At 60.5% G+C, this 19,196-nt stretch carries 17 protein-coding genes; 7 read left to right on the top strand and 10 right to left on the bottom strand.

Translation table 11 applies throughout. The features are described from left to right. Positions 1-2: 2 nt before the first annotated feature. The gene (locus IE038_RS03065) at positions 3-2,186 is read right to left on the bottom strand and encodes a putative bifunctional diguanylate cyclase/phosphodiesterase (RefSeq protein ID WP_229775597.1); all 2,184 of its coding nucleotides are present in this window, start codon (positions 2,184-2,186) and stop codon (positions 3-5) included. A gap of 194 nt (positions 2,187-2,380) precedes the next feature. Between IE038_RS03065 and IE038_RS03070 the strand changes: the two genes are divergently transcribed. After that, positions 2,381-4,000 (top strand): NADP-dependent glyceraldehyde-3-phosphate dehydrogenase, encoded by a 1,620-nt coding sequence (locus IE038_RS03070; RefSeq protein ID WP_189395103.1) that lies wholly within the window; start codon positions 2,381-2,383, stop codon positions 3,998-4,000. A 95-nt stretch (positions 4,001-4,095) separates the two neighbouring features. Next, complete coding sequence (locus IE038_RS03075; protein WP_189395104.1) at positions 4,096-5,286, top strand: DUF8534 domain-containing protein; 1,191 nt, start codon at positions 4,096-4,098, stop codon at positions 5,284-5,286. Between the two features lie 8 nt (positions 5,287-5,294). Here IE038_RS03075 and IE038_RS03080 read toward each other — a convergent pair whose 3' ends face one another. The 3 genes from IE038_RS03080 to IE038_RS03090 are packed head-to-tail and all read right to left on the bottom strand — an operon-like array spanning position 5,295 to position 9,666. After that, the gene (locus tag IE038_RS03080; RefSeq protein WP_189395105.1) at positions 5,295-6,731 is read right to left on the bottom strand and encodes a sigma-54-dependent transcriptional regulator; all 1,437 of its coding nucleotides are present in this window, start codon (positions 6,729-6,731) and stop codon (positions 5,295-5,297) included. After that, a complete protein-coding gene (locus IE038_RS03085) occupies positions 6,700-8,178 on the bottom strand; it encodes a sensor histidine kinase (RefSeq protein ID WP_163936156.1) in 1,479 nt (492 codons plus the stop codon). Before IE038_RS03085 ends, IE038_RS03080 begins: the two co-directional genes overlap by 32 nt. A 36-nt stretch (positions 8,179-8,214) precedes the next feature. Then, a complete protein-coding gene (locus tag IE038_RS03090; RefSeq protein WP_163936159.1) occupies positions 8,215-9,666 on the bottom strand; it encodes an ATP-binding protein in 1,452 nt (483 codons plus the stop codon). A gap of 255 nt (positions 9,667-9,921) precedes the next feature. Here IE038_RS03090 and IE038_RS03095 point away from each other — a divergent pair, with 255 nt between their 5' ends. The 5 genes from IE038_RS03095 (at position 9,922) to IE038_RS03115 (ending at position 16,150) form a co-directional block, all read left to right on the top strand. Beyond that, on the top strand, positions 9,922-11,268 hold the full coding sequence (locus IE038_RS03095) for a hypothetical protein (protein ID WP_189395106.1): 1,347 nt from the start codon (positions 9,922-9,924) through the stop codon (positions 11,266-11,268). A gap of 35 nt (positions 11,269-11,303) precedes the next feature. Next, positions 11,304-13,535: an Ig-like domain-containing protein gene (locus IE038_RS03100; protein ID WP_189395107.1), complete on the top strand. Its 2,232-nt coding sequence runs from the start codon at positions 11,304-11,306 to the stop codon at positions 13,533-13,535. Between the two features lie 18 nt (positions 13,536-13,553). Further along, positions 13,554-14,027: a curlin gene (locus tag IE038_RS03105; RefSeq protein WP_163939795.1), complete on the top strand. Its 474-nt coding sequence runs from the start codon at positions 13,554-13,556 to the stop codon at positions 14,025-14,027. Positions 14,028-14,044: 17 nt separating this feature from the next. Beyond that, complete coding sequence (locus IE038_RS03110; RefSeq protein WP_189395108.1) at positions 14,045-15,424, top strand: curlin; 1,380 nt, start codon at positions 14,045-14,047, stop codon at positions 15,422-15,424. Positions 15,425-15,682: 258 nt separating this feature from the next. Then, positions 15,683-16,150 (top strand): hypothetical protein, encoded by a 468-nt coding sequence (locus IE038_RS03115; protein ID WP_163938394.1) that lies wholly within the window; start codon positions 15,683-15,685, stop codon positions 16,148-16,150. Between the two features lie 37 nt (positions 16,151-16,187). Here the strand turns inward: IE038_RS03115 and IE038_RS03120 are convergent, their stop codons facing one another. From IE038_RS03120 to IE038_RS03145, 6 genes are read right to left on the bottom strand one after another with little or no spacing between them, the layout of a single operon-like run. Further along, complete coding sequence (locus IE038_RS03120; protein ID WP_163938391.1) at positions 16,188-17,030, bottom strand: CsgG/HfaB family protein; 843 nt, start codon at positions 17,028-17,030, stop codon at positions 16,188-16,190. Between the two features lie 29 nt (positions 17,031-17,059). Then, on the bottom strand, positions 17,060-17,470 hold the full coding sequence (locus IE038_RS03125) for a curli assembly protein CsgF (RefSeq protein ID WP_163938388.1): 411 nt from the start codon (positions 17,468-17,470) through the stop codon (positions 17,060-17,062). Then, entirely contained in the window at positions 17,467-17,856 is a 390-nt protein-coding gene (gene csgE, locus IE038_RS03130) for a curli production assembly/transport protein CsgE (RefSeq protein WP_163938385.1), read from the bottom strand. The genes IE038_RS03125 and csgE overlap by 4 nt, the downstream gene beginning before the upstream one ends. Further along, a complete protein-coding gene (locus tag IE038_RS03135; protein ID WP_163938369.1) occupies positions 17,853-18,368 on the bottom strand; it encodes a type II secretion system protein in 516 nt (171 codons plus the stop codon). Before IE038_RS03135 ends, csgE begins: the two co-directional genes overlap by 4 nt. Continuing rightward, positions 18,343-18,717, bottom strand: coding sequence for a type II secretion system protein (locus IE038_RS03140; protein WP_163938366.1), 375 nt, complete (start codon positions 18,715-18,717; stop codon positions 18,343-18,345). Before IE038_RS03140 ends, IE038_RS03135 begins: the two co-directional genes overlap by 26 nt. Positions 18,718-18,722: 5 nt before the next feature. After that, positions 18,723-19,196 (bottom strand): type II secretion system protein, encoded by a 474-nt coding sequence (locus IE038_RS03145; protein WP_163938363.1) that lies wholly within the window; start codon positions 19,194-19,196, stop codon positions 18,723-18,725.

Below are 19,196 nucleotides of genomic sequence, written 5' to 3' on the forward strand. Positions count from 1 at the left end.
CATCAAAGAAGCATCGGTTGCTGGCTATACGGCTGCTCGGCCAGCCAGCGCTCAAAGCTGTCAGCCGGCATGGGCCGTCCGATCAAGTACCCTTGCCCTTGATCACACCCGGCATTGCGCAAAAACGCATGCTGGGCATGTGTCTCGATGCCTTCTGCCGTAATGCGAAAGCCCAGCGCGTGCCCCAGGTCGATGATCGACTGGGTGATCGCAACCCCATCATCGTCACCCGGCAAATCCTTGATGAAGGTGCGGTCGATTTTCAGGTGATCAATCGGTAACACTTTCAGGTAGGCCAACGAAGAGTAGCCGGTACCAAAATCGTCGACGGCGGTTGCCACGCCCATCTGCTGCAATTGCGAAAGAATTGCGCAGGCATGCTGCGGGCTCTCCATGAGCAAGCTCTCGGTAATCTCCACCTCCAGCAATGTCGCGGGAAGGTCATAACGTCGCAACGCACGGGACAGGCTCTCGACAAAGTCACTGCGTTCGATCTGCAACGCCGCCACGTTAATTGCCAAAGGCCCGGGTAAGCACTCACGCGCACGCCAACAGGCAAGCTGGGCACAGGCCAGATCAAGTACCTTCTCGCCCAGTGGAATGATCAGCCCCGTACGTTCAGCCAGCGGAATGAAATCAGCCGGAGAAACCAGGCCTTGTTCTGGATCACGCCAACGCAACAACGCCTCCGCGCCTTCAACACGGCCACTGAACAGGTCGATCTTGGGTTGGTACCACAGCTCGAACTCATTCTGCTGCAACGCTCGACGCAGCGCGCCCTCAAGAAAGATCCGCTGCTGCAACTGCAGGGTCATGTCCGGGTGATAGGTGCGATAGGTATTGCGACCGCCTTCCTTGGCTGCGTACATCGCCGTATCGGCATGACGCAGCAGGCTATCGCTGGTATGCCCATGATCAGGGTAGAACGCGACCCCTATACTGCCGGTGACCAACGCAGCCGTGCCCTTGAGGTCGAAAGGCTGCTGCATGGCCAGCAGCAACCCTTGCACCTGGGCCATGACCTGTTCGTCCTGCGGGCAAGACAACACAAAGGCAAACTCATCACCGCCCAAGCGGCAAGCAGTGTCCTGTGCCGTCAGCAGACTGACGAAACGCTGAGTTGTCTGCTGCAGAAGCAGATCACCCAACGGGTGGCCGAGGCTGTCATTGACCAGTTTGAAACCGTCGATATCCAGTACCAGCACGCCCAGGCGCTCACCACTGGAAATGGCGGTTTCAAGCCGTTGCTGGAACAGCAGTCGATTCGGCAGACCAGTCACTACATCATAATGCGCTGACTGCTCAAGCTGAGCCTGTGACAGTCTCAGTGCATCGTTGCGCTGGTGGATGACCTGGTTGCTGCGAATCAGTTGCGCAACGAACAGGCAGAACACCCCCGTGCAGGCCAGGGAGAACAGGAACAACGGTGAAGCGAACAGGCTCATCCTCGGCCAGCCGCCATGAGGTGTTGCAGCCAACTGCCAATGCCCACCCGGCACATCAACGTTCAGTGTTACACCGGGCTCGCTAAACAACTCGGCTTGCCCCCAAATGATCGCGCCGTCTTCACCACGACCGTCCACGCCCCGCAAGGCCAGCTCAAACGCACCGTCTTGATCCAGACCCGCGGCGTTGAGCAGGCGGTCGGTATCGGCAACGATCGAGAGATTGCCCCAATAGGGGTTGCTCGACAGGCCACCGACAAACACCGGTCGCCGATAGATCAACCCACGCCCCCCTTGGTACAGGTCTATGGGCCCGGCCAGGACGGCACGATGGTTTTCCCGCGCACGTTGCAGCATCGGGTACTGCGTCGGCAGTGTCCGATAGTCCAGGCCGAGGATGCGTTGATTGCCCTCCAATGGAAAGACATCCGCGACAACATCCGCAGGCGCCACGGCGATATGCCGTATGTAGGGCACTGACGCGATGGCCTGGCGGGCCATGTCATGGAAATGCTCAGGCGTGATGGTGCCATCCGCGCTGATGAGCTGGGCAATCCCTTCGGTTTCTCCGAAAGCGGTGCGTAGCTGAGCCTCAAGGCCGGCACGCAAGCCCGAAAGCCGCGCACTGGCATTGCCCATCAACTCGCTTTCCTGGCGCTGCACGTCCAAATGACCCAACGTCACTGACAAGCCGATACCGACCACCGCGAAACCAATCGGCAACAGCCGGAATAAAGGCATGCGCAGGCTACGGGGCCAATTCCGGATACGAGCAAACGTTACGGTTCTGGTTGTCATACGCCTGCTTTTCACTAACGGGGCAACAGGTTATCGACCTTTGTCGGACAATATTGAGCGCTACTGGCTTTTTTTTACGCGGCGGCGCTATGCTCAACTGAATCGTTTCACCCGCATTCCAACAAGAGGTGCTACGCATGAACCATCCGCTTGATTCGCTGTTTCCAACGGCCACCGAAGTGCCTGAAACCTGGCGTTTGAGTGAGCCGCTTGAGCAGCGTGACTACCTGGTCGATGGCCAGTTGCAGCAGTGGCATGGCCCGTTGGCGACGGTACGCAGCCCAGTCTGGCTCAAGTCTTGCGATGGCGAACAGCAGGTGATTCTGGGCAGCGCCCCCCTGCTGGACGCCGAGACCGCACTTACCGCACTGGATGCTGCCGTACGCGCCTACGATAAGGGCCGCGGCGCCTGGCCCACGATGCGCGTGGCTGAACGCATCCAGCATGTCGAGGCGTTCCTGGGGCGAATGCGCGAACAGCGCGCAGCCGTGGTGAAACTGCTGATGTGGGAGATCGGCAAGAACCTGAAGGACTCGGAAAAAGAGTTCGATCGCACCTGCGACTATATCGTCGACACCATCAACGCACTCAAGGAACTGGACCGACGCTCCAGCCGCTTTGAACTGGAACAGGACACCCTCGGGCAGATACGCCGTGCACCATTGGGTGTTGCGCTGTGCATGGGGCCTTACAACTACCCCTTGAACGAGACCTTCACCACCCTGATTCCCGCGTTGATCATGGGCAACACCGTGGTATTCAAACCGGCCAAGTTCGGCGTGTTGTTGATCCGGCCATTGCTTGAGGCGTTCCGCGACAGCTTCCCCGCAGGCGTCATCAACGTGATCTATGGTCGCGGCCGAGACACCGTCAGCGCACTGATGGCCAGTGGCAAGATCGATGTCTTCGCGTTCATCGGTACCAACAAGGCTGCCAGCGACCTGAAGAAACTTCACCCACGCCCGCACCGCCTGCGCGCCGCCCTTGGCCTGGATGCGAAAAACCCGGGCATCGTGCTGCCGGACGTTGACCTGGACAACGCCGTCAGCGAGGCGGTGACCGGCGCATTGTCATTCAACGGCCAGCGTTGCACAGCGCTGAAGATCCTCTTTGTGCATGAACAGGTGGTCGAGCCATTCCTCGAAAAATTCCAGCAGAAACTGGCAACGCTCAAACCCGGGATGCCTTGGGAAGCCGGTGTCAGCCTGACGCCCCTGCCTGAGCCAGGAAAAATCGAGTACCTCGATGGTCTGGTTGCCGATGCCCGTTCCAAAGGGGCCAGGGTACTCAACCCCAATGGTGGGGACAGCCGTGGTTCATTCTTCTTCCCGGCCCTGCTCTACCCGGTGAACGCCAGCATGCGCGTGTACCATGAGGAACAATTCGGCCCGGTAGTACCGGTTGTGCCTTACCGTGACCTGCAAACCGTGATCGACTACGTGCTGGACTCGGATTTTGGCCAGCAATTGAGCCTGTTCGGCAATAATTCTGCGCAGATTGGCCGACTGGTCGACACCTTTGCCAACCAAGTGGGCCGGATCAATCTCAATGCCCAGTGCCAACGTGGCCCGGACACCTACCCCTTCAATGGCCGAAAGAACTCAGCCGAGGGCACCTTGTCGGTCCATGACGCACTGCGGGTATTCTCGATCCGCACGCTGGTGGCAACCCGATTCCAGGAAAGCAACAAGCAACTGATCAGCGACATTATCCGTAACCGCGAATCACGTTTCCTGACAACGGACTATATTTTCTGAAATTCGCTGGCAGCGCGAGAACCGGTGGGCGACACGTGACGTCACGGCGCGTTTCGCTTACCTTGCCGTCAATGGATTTCTGGCCAGGACCGTGCATGAGAATCATCGAGAAAAACACCACGCTGGTGCGCACCCTCACCGCCGCCGAGCACGACCTGGTATGCCGCTTTGTGGAGGGCAACCTCGAAGGTCATCGCCTGTTACAGGCCAACCAGTTCCTGATGCGCGTGCGGGCGGACGGCCATTGGTTGGCGTGCGAGTGCCAGCCGCACGTAATGCCTATACTCAATGTCACCCTCAACAGCAACACCGGCACGCTGTTTCTGAAGAATAACCCGGGCACCCCCGACCATGCTGCCGAGTGCCCATTCGGCAAAGCAGAGCGCGAGAGTGAACACGCGCGTAGCGAGCATGCACAGGTTCCTGCGGCCTGGCTGGCCCCTGACACGCCACTGCGGCTGATCGGGGATTTTCGCCGGGACGACGATAGCCGTGCGGCAAGCGGCACGGGTGAAAAGCGGGAGCAGCAAAAATTGCTCTCACTGTTGCTGACCCTGATCGAAGCCAGCGGCCTGAACGTCTATGCCACGCACCTCAAGAAGGACCTGAGCGGGCAGTTCGCCGAACTGCGCAGTGTCGCCAGCCGCTACCCACTGATAGAACGGGTACCGGCGAGCAACTACCTGGAAACCCGCCTGGACATGAAACACATGATGATGCTCAAGGCACGCCTGCGTGAGTCCTCGGCATTTGCTAACCATCGACGCCACGGGTTGATACTCGACTGTGTCAACCAGATCAAAACACGCAAGGTATTCAACGACCGTAGCGAAGACGGTTTCGATTTCCAGGGGCACCACTTGCTCTGGGGCGGCAGCAAGACCCCCGGACCACTGTTGGCCCTGGCGATCTACTCCCCGACCAGCGCAGGCAGTCACTATTACGAGCTGATCCATGTCGCCAGCGTACCCGTACTCTCCCGTGGGCAACTGTTTCCAATCTACCGCGACGAAGAACGCGAGCCATTGAAGATGCTGCAGTCGCTGATCGACTGGATGGCCAGTAAAGGGGTCAAGGTCATCATGCGCCGACCGGTGATCGGTGCCGAGGTCATGGACGAATTGGTGCTCAGCTCCGACCAGGACCGGGTGTTGTCGGTCTCACTCACCGAACAGCCACTGGGCCCCGAGCCGGAGGTCGAACACTTCAAACGTTACGCGGACTTCAAGAGCCTGGACACCTTCCGCAAGTACGTGGCCGGTTTCTTCATGCGCGAGCGCGATTGAGCCGCCACTCACCATTGACGTTTGTCGGGCCGGGTCAACCCCAGCTTTTCAATCCGATAACGCAGCATGTCCCGACTCAACCCCAGCAGGCGTGCCGACTTGGTGACATTCCAGTCGGTGCGATCGAGCATCTTGCGGACCATGTCCCGCTCCACCTCCGGCAGGCTCATGTTATCCACGGCAGCGGCACCGTTTCCGCTGCCGTTACGCCACTCGGCGGGCGGTTCGGGGAGCTCCACCGGTTCATCCACCAGGCTCAGGCAGACGTTCAACTGATGCGGTGCAATCACATCATGCTGCGCAAGTAGCACCGTCTGTTCGAGCATGTTGCGCAACTCGCGGACGTTGCCCGGCCAACTGTAGCAAAGCAGCAGCGACTCAGCCTCATCGCTGAAACGCAAATTCGGCTTGCCGTAGCGCTTGCCATGCTGGGCAAGAAAATGCCGGGCCAGCAAGAGGATATCTTCACCGCGTGCATACAGCCGTGGCACCTTGATCGAGATGATACGCAGACGGAAGAACAGATCGCGACGGAATTTTCCCTGTTGAACCATCTGTTCCAGGTTGCAGTTGGTCGCGCTGATGATTCGCAGATCAACCTTACGCTCCTTCACCGCACCAATCCGGCGAATGGTACGGTCCTCCAGCAGCTTGAGCAGCTTGGCTTGCAACAACAGATCCATTTCGCCAATTTCGTCGAGGAACAATGTACCGCCATCGGCCGCTTCCACCAGACCAAGACGACGGTCCTTGGCATCGGTAAACGCGCCCTTTTCATGGCCGAACAGTTCAGCTTCCAGCAGGTTGGCCGGGATCGACGCACAGTTGAACTCGACAAAAGGCCCCTTGCTCCGCGCGCCATCGAAATGCAGCGCACGGGCAACCAATTCCTTGCCGGTACCGGTTTCACCCTCTACCAGCACGGGAGGAAGGTCACCTCCGGTCATGCGCCGTTCGGCCTCCAGCAACTGCCCGAGGGTCTGTTTCAAGGCAAGCATGGCGGGCGACTCGCCGATCAGTGATTGAAACCCGGACTTCTGTGCCTCGCGCTCCTGGTAAAACGACAATGTCCGCTCCATGCGGTCAGTGGCCAGTGCCTTGTCCAGCATCAACTTCAATTCAGCCAGGGCCACCGGCTTGGTCAGGTAATGAAAGGCCCCCTCCTTCATTGCCGTGACCGCGTCCTCGACGTTGCCATAGCCGGTCATCATGATCACCTTGAGCTCCGGCGCCCGGGCGACCAGGATTCTGATCAGCTCATGACCATTCATGCCAGGCAGCGAATTGTCGGTCAGCACCGCATCGGGCTGCAGATGCTCCAGTTGCTCCAGCGCATCCTCCGCGCTGTGACACACCGTGACCTCGAACTGCTTGCGCTCCAGATAGGTCTGGATGTTTCCGGCGAGTATTTCATCATCCTCCACTAGCAGAATGCTGTGCTCCATGGTCCCCTCCGGCCAAGTTGAAAGTGAGGCAGACACGGGTTCCTTCCGCTTGACGGCTGGTCAGGCTGACCGCGCCGCCGAAACGCTCCATGATACGTTTGACCAACATCAGGCCGACCCCCAGGCCACCCTGCTTGGTGGTGAAAAACGGTTTGAACACCATGCGCTCCTGCTGTTCGCTCATGCCTTTACCGGTATCGCTCAGCATGAGCTGCAGTTGCCGGCTATCAGCCAGCAGTGTCACTTCGAGGCTCAAGCGTCCACCCTTGGGCATCGCTTCCAGCGCATTTGAAAACAGGCTGTTGAGTATCTGAGTCAATAACACTTTTTGGCTGATCACCATCGCCGAAGGCGGCAAGCGTGACTCCACCCGTACCCCATAGCGTTCGGTCTGCTGGGAGAACGCAAGCTGCGTGTCCTTCAGCACCGCCAACAGATCAACCGCTTCGGCATCGTCATCAACGGGGCGCAGTGAGGCCAACAGGTCGCGCACCCAGCGCGACATTCGATCAACCTGGCTGATGATGTCACCAATGTTCTTCTGTGCACCCTGGCTGGCCACCTCGTGAGCGAGCTCGGCACTGGAGCGGATGGTCGCTAGCGGGTTGCGCAAGCTATGGGCCACCGCTGAGGACATCTCGCCCAGCGCAACGAAGGTTTCACTGGCGATCAGTTGCGACTGCTGGGACTGCATCATTCCCGCCGCACGCCGAACGATCCAGAACAGGCCGAGATAAATCAGCAGCCCCCCCAGGAGGGTAGACGTCCAGATCAACACGTAGCCCCGCTGGATGCGCCGTACCAGGTCCTGGGGCTCCTTGTAGATCTCCACCATCGACACGACGTGGGTGCCGGTAGCATCGAACATCGGAATGTAGTTCTCGATGAACAGGTAACGTGGTTCGCGTTCAAACCGCTGTTCGTCACGGCCCTCCTCGGCCTTGTGATAGCTGGCTGAGACCGAGACCTTCGATTCGAACGATTCGTCCAGATCCTCATCGCCGAGAATTCTCCGGCCAATCAGCTCCGGGTTAGTGGACCAGACGACGGTCCGATCCTCGGCGTAGGCGTTCGCCAACAAGGTATCGGGCAAGTGCTTGATGTGGTCGAAAAACTCTGTCCTGGCGGCGACAGCCTCCTTGATGGGCAGCCCTTCGAAGGTACCATCGTTACGCGGGTCAAGCAGTTCGCCCATGCTCACGCCGGCAACGATCCGAGCGTGGCGCACCTCAGCCTGGGCCATGGCTTGAATGAACTGGGCGGTCAGCATGGCATCGCGCTCAACGCTGTCGGTGACGACAAAACGTGTCGATACGTAACCCAGGCCAACGGCAACCGACGCAATGATCAACAGGCTCACCACCGAAAACCAGCGCAGCAAATTGAAGGGCCGCAGGCTGATTGCCTGCGCTTCTTTTTCAATGATTCGCGCATCGAGCATGTGCATTGGGTTGTTCCCCGTCAGCCGGTACTGCACAGAAGCCTAGAGTGCGGTGATGTCGAGCCCTGCTCTGGCCAGACGAAAGCTCAATTGCACGCAGGTGCCCTGGCCTTCGCGACTACTCAACCTTACCGCCCCGCCGAAACGCTCCATGACACGCTTGACCAGCATCAGACCAACACCCAAACCACCCTGTTTGGTCGTGAAAAACGGCCTGAAGGCCATTCGCTGCTGCTGGGTGCTCATCCCTTTGCCGGTATCGCATACCCGCAGAACCAGGCTCCGACGATTCTGTCGAACCACTTCCACGCGCAATGTGCCACCTTCAGCCATTGCCTCCAGTGCATTGGCGATAAGGCTGTTGAACACCTGTCCCAGTAACACCGGTTGGCTCATCACGGGTGTCGACGGCAATGGTGCTACATCGACCTGAACGCCAGCTTGAGCCATCTGTGCGGTGAACGCCTGCAAGCGCTCATGCAGGACCTGGGCCAGGTCGACCGGCAGGGCCTCACCGTCCAGCGGCCGCAATGACTGAAGCAATTCGCGTACCCACAACGACATCCGATCAACCTGACTGATGATGTCGGCAATGTTCTGCTTCGCTGCGCCATCGTCGAACTCATCGGCCAGCTCGGCGCTGGAACGAATGTTCGCCAGCGGATTACGCAAACTGTGGGCCACTGCCGATGACATCTCGCCCAGGGCGACATAGGTCTGGTTGGCGACCAGCCGCCGCTGCTGCTGAGCCAGCGTACGCGCGGCCCTGCGCACGATGCCGTAGAGGCCAAAGTAGACAACGGCAGCGCCTGCCACGGTGCCCAGCCAAAGCAGCAGCAACCCGCGCTCGATACGGTTGATCAGGTCCCGAGGCTCCTTGTAGATTTCGACCATCGCAGTCACCCGCTCCCCGTCCGTATCGAACAAGGGAATGTAGTTTTCGATGAACAATTGCTGGGGAGGCGTAATGAATTTTCGCTCGCTTCGTGCATCTTCAACATCGTGATAGCTGGCGGAAACACGCCGTTTGTGATCAAAGGCCCGGTCCAGGTCATCGTCGGCCTCGATCATCTTGCCAATCAACGTCGGGTTACTCGACCAGATCACCATCCGGTCCGGCGCATAGATGTTGGCCAACAGCACATCGGGCAGGTGCGCGATGTGGTCCAGGAACTCTCCGCGTGCAGCGCGACGGGCTTCAGGGTCGACATCCGCGAACGCGCTGTCCAGACGCGGGTCGAGCAGTTCCCCCATGGTCCGGACATTGGGAATCGAAACGTGACGCACTTCGGCCAGAGCGATGGACTGGATGAACTGCGCAGTCAGCAGCGCATCACGCTCGACACTCTCGCTGATCACGAAGCGGCTGGAGATCACCCCGAGGCCTACGGCGACCGACGCGATCACCGCCAGGCTTACAAAGGCGTACCAACGCAGCATATTGAACGGCTTTCTCAGCGCACCGGCGCTCAGGCTTGGTTGATAGTCCATCATGGTCTCCAACGTGGGCACTTCTAGGGTTATAGCCTATTGCCATGCCTCTGGCTTGATTCCCCACTGCTTTGCCCCAACCGGCCCCCAACCCTGGGGCTGGATCCCCGTCCGCCCCCCGGCGTTTTCTTGACCGGCTACAACGCTCAAACACACGCCCTGCGAGCGCTCGCACGATTTTTACGAGACTTGGTATGGAGTTTGCCGAACTCCCTGCAGACGCCCCAAATCATGGGTCCGCTTGTAGGAGGAACGCTCATGCACCGTCTACCGCCCCACCCGTTGGCGCTGCTGGCGCTGGCAACACTTTTACACGACTCGGCGCACGCCGCGCTGTTCGATGTTGACCCTGGCCCCTATCTGCAGACCAACGGTAAATTTGCCGCCTGGTATCAGGACAGTCATGGCCGGGTCCTTGATCTGTGCCTGTCCAAGGCAGTGAGTTCGCGGGTGGCCGGCGCACCCGGCGCGCCTTCGTACATGTGTACGCTGCTGCCAACGCCGGATGTGTTCAACGACACCCAACCGATCGTCTTTCCGACGAACTTCCCTGATGAAGCATTCTGGTTCACTGCCGATGCTGCCATTGTCGACGCCACACGTGGTGTTGACCTGAACTATGGCGCAGCCATCGAGGCGGCGTTCAGCAGCGGTCTGCCACTGGACAACGACCAGATCAGTTTCGCCCGGGTGCGTATACGCGTCGACGTACCCACCGCCGGCACCTACGTCATCACTCACCCCTACGGGGTCGAAGTGTTTGACGTCACGACACCCGGCAGACGCGCAATCAACATGACCCGTGACATCGGGATTGGCGCCCCGCAAACCTACACCGGCGCCCTCAAAGGCGAGGTCGGCCCGTTCCTGCGTAGCGTCAATGGCCCCTATACCGAAACCAACCCGGAAACCGGGGCCAGCGAACGCTTCATCGGTGACCCTAACCTTGTCGAGGCCGTTACCGGCAGCCCGCTCAACACCAACTACCTGCGTATCGAAGGGCCCAATGGCCTGGACCTGCGTACCGAGTTGTTCGCGGTGTCCGGCAAGCTCTCCAGCGAAGTCAGGCCAACCCCCTTGATTCCATTGCGCAGCACCTACTCGCGCCACACTGAAGACGGCAACCTGCGCGCCCAGCAGGATGTGTTCGTCCAGGCACCACCGCAACCAGCTACCGTCAGCCTGAGCAGTGAAGCCCCGGCCCGGACCTTGACCGAAGCCAACACTACAGGTGCCTGGTATGCCCAGTCACCCCTGAACCCAAGCCTCCCGGCCATCCTGCAGGTCACCGCCGACAACCAGGTGGCGATACCGGGCAGCACACCCACCACCCGTGCCATGCCACTCACCGATCTGGTCACGATACAGCGCGCCGAGTACAGCCTGGCCTCGGCGCAACTGACCCTGGTCGCCTCAAGCAGCGACGAAACCAGCCCCCCCACACTCACGGCCACCACCAGCAATGGCAGCACCATTGGCGACCTGAGCGGTGAAGGGGCACTCAAGAGTTTGACCACCGGTCTCTCGCCGATTCCGCCCGCCAGTGTCCAGGTAACCAGTAGCAACGGCGGCAGCGACAGCGAAGAAGTGGTTCTCGTGCCATGAACGCGATCACGCTTAGACCCGTAGCAGGAGGCAGCATGAACAACTGGCCACGCCTGGCGCTGTGTGCAGCCGGGCTCTCACTTTCGCTGGCCGGCAATGCCTGGGCCGGCCTCGCAGCGGTAGACCCTGGGCCCTATACCTTGGCCACCGGGCGCTACCCCATTTGGTATCAGGATCACGCCAACCTGTCACTGGAACTCTGCCAGTCACGGGCTGCCAGCTCGCGGGTTGCCGCGACAATCCCCCCGGCCTACATGTGTACCCTGCTGCCGGAGCCCGGCATCTACGACGACGCCCTGCCGCTGGTATTCCCGGACAACTGGCCACCGGAAATGTTCTGGTTCCTGGCTGAAACCACCATCCCGGCCGTAGGTAACAGCGGGTTTTCACTGGACGCCTATGTCGCGGGCATTGAAGCAGCATTCGCCTCAGGCAATCCGCGCGATGGTGATCAGCAGAGTTTTGCCCGGATCCGGATCCGGGCGTCGGTGCCCGTCGCCGGGACCTACACCATCACCCACCCCTACGGGGTCGAAACCGTCAATGTCACCAGCCCTGGCCGGCGAGTCATCAACATCACCCGCGACATCGGGATTGGCGCCCCCGGCGATTTCAGTGGTGCCTTGAACGGCAACATCGGGCCGTTCCTGCGCAGCGTCAATGGCCCCTATACCGAAATCAACCCGGACACGGGTGCCAGCGAAACCTACATCGGTGACCCGAACCTCACCGAAGCGGTTACCGGCAGCCCCAACAACACCAACTTTGTCCGCATCCAGGGCCCGAACGGCACGATTGAAACCAGCCTGTTCACCCTGTCCGGCAAGGTCCTCGACCCTCGTGCGCAAACACCGGTGGAACTGGAGCGTGCCAGCTACCGGCGCACCGCTGAAGGTACACGCCTTGAGGTTTTCGCCAAGGCACCGGCAGATGCGACCCTGTGCCTGCGTGAGACCGTGGCCCTGGTACCGGGAACGCCACCGTCGGCCTGCCAGTACAACCTGTTGGCCGACAACAACGGTTTGTTCTTCGTCGAGCGACTGATGCCCACGGCACCACCGTCTGTGGTCGTGCTGACCGCCAGCAGCACCAGCGGAGGGACCCGCCCCACGTCCCTGTCGGGCAAGTTGCACGACATCGTCAAAGTGCAAACCGCCCGCTACGACTGGAACAACCAACGGCTGCTGATCGAGGCCCGCTCCAGCGATGAAGTATTGGTCCCCGACCTGATCGCACAGGGCTATGGTCGCCTGTCGAAAAACGGTACGACGCAGAGCCTCACCGTCAACGACCTGAAGCAGCCACCCGCCACTGTCACGGTCAAGTCCGCCGCTGGCGGCAGTGACACTGAACCAGTGCAGGTGGTCGGTAACGCCCCCATACAGGCGGCTAACCAGGCCCCGGTCACCCTGGCCGACAGCGGCAGCACCAGCTTTGGCGTACCGCTGACGCTGAACCTGTTGAGTAACGACAGCGACCCGGACGGTGATGTGCCGCTGACCATCGTTGACCTTACGCAGCCGGCCAGCGGCCTTGGTAGCGTGGCCTTGAGTGGCAGCACGGCAGTGGTCTACACCCCGCCGCCCGTGGTCAACGTGCCGTTGATTGCAACCTTCAGCTACAAGGCCCAGGACAGCAAGGGGCTGAAATCGGACGCTACGACGGTGACCGTCAATGTGGCACCGAACCAGCCACCCACCGCCGTCAACGACAGCGCAGCCACACTGGGCGTGCCGGTGACCATCAACGTGCTGGCCAACGACACCGACCCAGAAGGCAACGTACCGTTGGCGGTGGCCAGTGTCACCCAGCCTCCCGCCGGGCGCGGCACCGTGACCACCAACGGCACGCAAGTCACCTACACACCACCGGCTACCGTCACCAGTGCCTTCAGCACCAGCTTCAGCTACATCGCCAGTGATGCGTTCGGGGCGCTGTCGGCCCCGGCAACGGTCAGCATGCAGGTGTCGCCAAAACCGGCCCAGGAAACCTTTACGGTGACCACCGCGCAGGTCCAGGCGCGCTCCAACAACCGTTACAACTGGGACTTCAGTGGCACCTCGTCGGTCACCACCGGCAACACCGTGACCGTAAAGGTCACCACCACCAATGGGCTGGTGACCCTGGGCAGTACTGCCGTACCGCTCACCGGGCGCTGGCGTCTGTCGATCAGTAACAGCACCACGGTAATTCCGTCGGCCAACCCGACGGCAACCATCACCACCAGCCAAGGCACTGTACGCACCGTGCCAGTCAACGTGCAGTGACCCAAGGAGAACGCTGCGATGGCACGCCTGGCCCCCCTGCTGCTCTGCCTGGCCTTGATCGGCCAGGCGGTGCAGGCCGACGACCTGATGGACAACGCCGACCTGGTCGCGGGCTCAGACCTGGGCGAATCGCTGACGTTGCTACCTGCGGCCGCGCCATCCGCTCAGCAGGCACTGATCGAGCAACAGGGCCAGGCTAACCGCGCCACCCTCAATCAGGATGGCCAGGCCCTGCTTGGGCATATCGTCCAGGCCGGCAGCTCACAGGAGGCGTACATCCTGCAACAAGGCAATGACTTGATGGCCGGCATCAGCCAGCAAGGTTACGGCAACAGCGCATCGATCCGGCAAAACGGCAGCAACAACCGGGCAGAAATCGCCCAGATCGGCAACAGCAACAACGCCAGTATCGAACAAACCGGCACGGGGCTTTCCAGCACCGTGATCCAGGCCGGAAACGGCCAGCATGTGCAGGTCAACCAATACCGCTAAACCCTGGAGGCACTACCATGTTCAAGCTCGCTCCTTTAAGCGTCGCCATTGTCCTGGGCCTTTCCGGCCAGGCGATGGCAAACGACAGCCAGTCAAACCAGAACCAGTACGGTAACGAGAACATCGCCGAGGTCAAACAGACCAAGGCGAGCTACAGCACCACCACCCAGACCCAGTACGGCGAGGGCAACAATTCCGCCGCCCTGCAAGACAACGCCACCGGCGACATCCAGCAGAACCATACCGGCCAATACAACGCCGGCTACGCCGAGCAGTTGATGGAAAACGCCGGGCAGATCAACCAGCAAGCCGTTGGCGCCTATAACAACACCCATGCCAGCCAGTCACTGGGCAACGGCAACCTGGTACAACAGACCCAGGAAGGCAGCGGCAACTTCTCCTTCGTCTACCAGGATGCCCAGAACGGCAGCACCGCCACGACCCAGCAGTGGGGCAACGGCAACGAAGCCAACGTCGAGCAACTGTTCGGCGGTACCGCCAACCAGGCCTTGATCCAGCAGACCGGGACCAACAACTTCAGTGCCGCCGAGCACCTCAATCACCAGAACGGCCAGATCGGCATCTTCCAGACAGGCGAAGCTAACTGGGCCTACGGTGATCAACGCGATGGCCAGGGCGGGTCGGTAACCATCAACCAGCACGGCACGTTGAACTCCACTGAAGTCTGGCAGGATCAACAAACCGCCAGTCAGGCCACCGTGAACCAATATGGGCAGACCAACGAAGCGGTCATCGACCAAAGCTTCGGGGCCGACAACCTGGCAACCCTGACGCAAACCGGCGGTTTCAACGCGATCTATGCCGATCAGTTCGAGTCGCAACAGTCGGTGACCAACCTGTTCCAGAACGGTTATGGCAACGTCCACTACACCTACCAGACGGGTGACAATCACACCCTCACCGCGAGTGCTACCGGTACGGGCAACAAGGTGCTGGCAAGCAACTGGAAAGGCAACAAGGCGGGCGGTCAGTTTGGCAGCGGACAACGCGCCGACATCAAACAGTCGGGCACCAACAACAGCGCCAATTTCACCCAGGCCGACCTCAACAACGAGCTGTACTTTGAGCAGAACGGCACCGACAACCAGTTGATCGCCGATCAACGAGGTATCGCCAACTACGCCGAGGGGGTCAGCAGCGGCGTTTCCAACAGCGTCAAGCTGGATCAGTCGGGCATGGGCAACCAGAGCTATGTGAACCAGCTGTACGGGGACCACAACGAGGTCAATATCAAGCAAGCCGATGGCGCCAACCTGGCCTATGTCACCCAGGGCGGTACAGGCAACCAGGCCATCGTCGATCAGAGTGGTGTCAACATGAACGCCGCCATCCAGCAGTTCGGCATGGGCAACCAGGCGACCGTGTTCCAGCAGTGATCATCCCGCCTTGGCCGCGACCCGCGATCGGCGGGTCGCGGTCCTTTTTTTGACCTCCAGCAGCCTGTGGTGCCATGCCCCCTTTCCGGCGTTCAGGGTTGCTTGACCGCCCCCCGTAGCCACCAGGTAACGGATTCCTGAATAGCTGTAGGATTATTCCCAACCCGCCTGACGTGGCCAAATGAGCCCCCTCACGCGGGTATGCTTTCCTCCTGCACCGACCAGCACGCACGCTGACGACGAATCACAGGAGAGAACATGATTTCCATCAACGCCACTGCCCTGCCCCCAACAGCCCACCCGAAGGCGACGTCCCAGCCTGCGCCCGCCGCAGTGGCTGTCAGCCTGGCAAAGCCCGCCCCTCAGCATGGTGTAGAGGTCAACCTGTCAGAAGCGGGCACGCACAAGTCGGCGCAAGGTAATGGCACGCACGCGGATATCGACGCCAGCAACCTGCCCGACAGCGTGAAGAAGGTGTTGAAATCGGTTCGGGAAATCCAGGAGCGGATCAACGAGAAGATGGATGAACTCAAGGCTGTGATGAATGACCACTCGCTTCCGATAAAATCGCGTGAAGCGAAAATCCATGGTTTGCAGATAGAGCTGGCCAGTCTGACCAGCGAGCTGAACAAGGCCACCCAGGTGCTACGCCGGACCGAAAACGAAATGAAACTGTCGACGGCCGAAAAGAACCTGTCCAAGGCCCTGGCTAACCCCTACCGATAACCCGGCACCCTTCACGTGCAGGCGTGGGGTGCCACCCTCACTGCGCCTGATACTGGCTCAAGTAGCGTTCCAGCACAGCGTTGTCGCCAGTGCCTTCGCTCGACACCTGCCACAACTTGCGTTCAATCCCCTGGGCCAGCAAATGCCCGACTGCCGACTCGATTGCCGACAACACACACAACTGCGCAGGTTCGTTGGTGGTATAGCCGACCTCGGCCTCCAGCAGCTTCTTGAACTCGATGAACTTGAACACCCCGGCACTGCGACCGACCGAGTAAATGGTCTTGCTGGTCATGACGTTGGCCAACACCTGGCCTGTGCGCACATCCACAGCCCGCAGGTTCACCGACACCTGGTCTACCCGGTACTCGCGGGACAGGTCGATGCCCAGGTAGCGCGCGCCTTCGCCGCCGCTACGGACGTTGGTGTCATAGGCGATGATGCCGCCTTCGAGCATCAGGTTGGCGGCCTGCAAGGGTGGCAGCTCGGCCTGGATATTGACGGGGGTATCGGGCTTTTTCTGCGAAGCCCGAATGATCTTGCGCTCAGTCAGCAAGTTCTGCAGCCCTTCGCGCTCCAGCACTACGAACCAGCCGCTGGCCTGCATGGCATCCATCAGCATGCTGGCGGCGCCCTGGGTCACGCTGGTGGAGAACGAGCTGGCCGGGGTGGGTTTGTATTGCCCGGTCTGGTCACGGAAGCCATAGACCACTGCCATCAAGCGGCCCTTCGGACGCGGCATGTTGAGCAGGTCGTAATAGGTCGAGGCACGAGGTGTCAGGGTCGGTGTTTCTGTGTCGTGCTCAGCCGGCATCGGCTTGCGCAGGCCACAGCCTTGCAGACTGGCCAGGATCAGCAGCATCGTCAGAAATCGTTTCATGATCGTCACTCCCATTGACCCGATACACCTCAAGGATTGAGGCCGTTCACCTGGATTTCAGAAACTTCTCCGGTTGCCCGGTCCGTCACCTGGATGGTCAGCGCACCCGAATCGTCGATCACATTGATCAGGAACGAATCCGTGGACATGCTGCCGGTGTTGCCATTGGAGATGTTGTCCAGCAGTTGCGACAGCAGCCGCGACTCCAGTTGATTGGTGAAACGCTCCAGGGCCGAGGTGCCAGCTATAGAAGATCGGCTCTTGATCGACGGGTCCTGGTGATCGTTCTGCGACTGCGCGTTGTTCAACAGCCAGGTACCATTCAACGGGTTGCCGCCGAACGCCGGGTTGACGGGGGTGTAGACCATTTCGGTAGCCGCCGCCTGCTGACAGGCAATAGCAACAGCCAACAGCCAGACTGCGCGAGAAACACTGTTCATAGTTCATCCCTCTCCAGATCGGTGGTGTCTTGCAACAGGTTCTGCAGCTTGCGCTGAACAACCTCTGCCCTGACCAGGTCGGCAGCTTCATAGGCCGCGTCCTTGAGTTCCACGGTGTTGGGTGGCAAAAAACGCCGGTAGATCACGCGTTGCTGATACTCGACTGTCACCAGGCTGCCCCAGCGAGCCGATGGCCGTTCACGTACCACCAGGTTGAAATCCAGGCGACTGGTGGCCCGCAGCCGCTCGGCAAAGCTGTAATAGAAGTCGTGGCCGATGTGGGAGATCGTGTTATCGACGATAAACCCCGTCATCTCGTCTTCCTCTGCCGCCCGCGCCGAAACGGCCAGAACCAGCAGCAAGACGACCAGCAGCAGCCGGTTCATGGCCGATCACCCGGACGGCGGGTGCTGGCACTCTCGGCAAAGGCTTTTTCCGCGACGAACTGCCAGTCGCTGTAATGCCCCAGCCCCTCGAAGTCGGACCATTGCGCGTCAAACCCGGCCTGCTTGAGCGGTACCTCATGGGACAGGCTATAGACGCCGGTGATACGCCCATCGATCCCACGCATCAGGCCCCACTCGCTGCTGTGGGTCATCGGGTCTGGATAACGTTTGCGCAGGTGCCGGCGCGGTTGCGGGAAACGATCATCTTCGACCAGGTCATCCAGCGATGCCGGGTACTGGGCCAGGCCCGGAGAGCTGCGGTAATAGCTGCGCAGGGCCTGCGCGTATTGAGCGCCAACCCACAGCAATTCCCGTTCTTTGTCGCGGCGAGCGACGCTGGACCACACCTGCCCGGTTGCTGCCAGGCCGATACCCAGCACGGCAATCAGCATCAGCAAGCCCAGATAGGTGAAACCGGCCTGAGCGTTACCATTCGGCATAGAGGCTGCCATCACGCGCCCTCCCGCTTGCACCGCTTCGGACATCGCCCACAGCGCCCGACACGCCCTCGGGAGGGGGCTGCAACTGCCAGAGGTCTCGCCGCTCGGTGATCGGGTCCAGTGGCGTGGCCCGCAAATAGCGCTGCTCGACCAATTGCTCAAGGGAATCGGGATAACGCCCGGTATCGCCGTAGTAGTGATCCAGTGCTTCGCGCAACACCGCCAGGCTCTGGCGCAGGGTCGCCTCACGGGCGTTGTCCAGGCTGTTGAAGTAACGCGGTACGGCAATGGTCATCAGGGTGGCAATGATCGCCATCACCACCAACAGTTCGATCAGGGTAAAGCCCTTGCTCCGGCGCATGTTGATCACCACTGACTGTAGGCAATTCCGTTAAGGCCCTTGCCGGGGGCACGGGAGTAGATGTCAAAGACGTCCTCGCCCTCACGGGGGCTGTCGGCCGGGCTGTCATAGGCACGCACCCCCCAGCCCCCCTCATCGTCCCGCTTGGCCTCAAGCAGCGGGTCATGGGGAATACGCCGCAGGAAGTAGAACTTCGCCCCCTTGGCGCTGCGTACATCGCGCACGCCCTCCACCAATACCGCCAGGTTTGGCGGGTAGCCGCTGGCATTGAGGTTTTTCTCGATGTAACCGGCGTCGTAAGCACGCTTGTAGGCATCAATGGCGTCGCGCACCTGGTACAGCGCCGCCTTGAGCTGCTGCTCCTTGCCACGGCGTACCAGGGTTTCAGTCAACGGTGCGGCCATGGCGGCGAGCAGCCCGATCAGGGCCAGGGTCACCACCACTTCGATCAGGGTGAAACCGCCAGTGCTGCGCTTCAT

This window comes from Pseudomonas laurentiana (assembly GCF_014648275.1).
In the GTDB taxonomy this organism is placed as follows: Bacteria; Pseudomonadota; Gammaproteobacteria; order Pseudomonadales; family Pseudomonadaceae; genus Aquipseudomonas; species Aquipseudomonas laurentiana.

Excerpts from the sequence above, each read along its gene's own strand:
- IE038_RS03065 (WP_229775597.1), bottom strand. The coding sequence starts at position 2,186 with ATGCCTTTATTCCGGCTGTTGCCGATTGGTTTCGCGGTGGTCGGTATC.
- IE038_RS03070 (WP_189395103.1), top strand. The coding sequence starts at position 2,381 with ATGAACCATCCGCTTGATTCGCTGTTTCCAACGGCCACCGAAGTGCCT.
- IE038_RS03075 (WP_189395104.1), top strand. The coding sequence starts at position 4,096 with ATGAGAATCATCGAGAAAAACACCACGCTGGTGCGCACCCTCACCGCC.
- IE038_RS03080 (WP_189395105.1), bottom strand. The coding sequence starts at position 6,731 with ATGGAGCACAGCATTCTGCTAGTGGAGGATGATGAAATACTCGCCGGA.
- IE038_RS03085 (WP_163936156.1), bottom strand. The coding sequence starts at position 8,178 with ATGCACATGCTCGATGCGCGAATCATTGAAAAAGAAGCGCAGGCAATC.
- IE038_RS03090 (WP_163936159.1), bottom strand. The coding sequence starts at position 9,666 with ATGATGGACTATCAACCAAGCCTGAGCGCCGGTGCGCTGAGAAAGCCG.
- IE038_RS03095 (WP_189395106.1), top strand. The coding sequence starts at position 9,922 with ATGCACCGTCTACCGCCCCACCCGTTGGCGCTGCTGGCGCTGGCAACA.
- IE038_RS03100 (WP_189395107.1), top strand. The coding sequence starts at position 11,304 with ATGAACAACTGGCCACGCCTGGCGCTGTGTGCAGCCGGGCTCTCACTT.
- IE038_RS03105 (WP_163939795.1), top strand. The coding sequence starts at position 13,554 with ATGGCACGCCTGGCCCCCCTGCTGCTCTGCCTGGCCTTGATCGGCCAG.
- IE038_RS03110 (WP_189395108.1), top strand. The coding sequence starts at position 14,045 with ATGTTCAAGCTCGCTCCTTTAAGCGTCGCCATTGTCCTGGGCCTTTCC.
- IE038_RS03115 (WP_163938394.1), top strand. The coding sequence starts at position 15,683 with ATGATTTCCATCAACGCCACTGCCCTGCCCCCAACAGCCCACCCGAAG.
- IE038_RS03120 (WP_163938391.1), bottom strand. The coding sequence starts at position 17,030 with ATGAAACGATTTCTGACGATGCTGCTGATCCTGGCCAGTCTGCAAGGC.
- IE038_RS03125 (WP_163938388.1), bottom strand. The coding sequence starts at position 17,470 with ATGAACAGTGTTTCTCGCGCAGTCTGGCTGTTGGCTGTTGCTATTGCC.
- csgE (WP_163938385.1), bottom strand. The coding sequence starts at position 17,856 with ATGAACCGGCTGCTGCTGGTCGTCTTGCTGCTGGTTCTGGCCGTTTCG.
- IE038_RS03135 (WP_163938369.1), bottom strand. The coding sequence starts at position 18,368 with ATGGCAGCCTCTATGCCGAATGGTAACGCTCAGGCCGGTTTCACCTAT.
- IE038_RS03140 (WP_163938366.1), bottom strand. The coding sequence starts at position 18,717 with ATGCGCCGGAGCAAGGGCTTTACCCTGATCGAACTGTTGGTGGTGATG.
- IE038_RS03145 (WP_163938363.1), bottom strand. The coding sequence starts at position 19,196 with ATGAAGCGCAGCACTGGCGGTTTCACCCTGATCGAAGTGGTGGTGACC.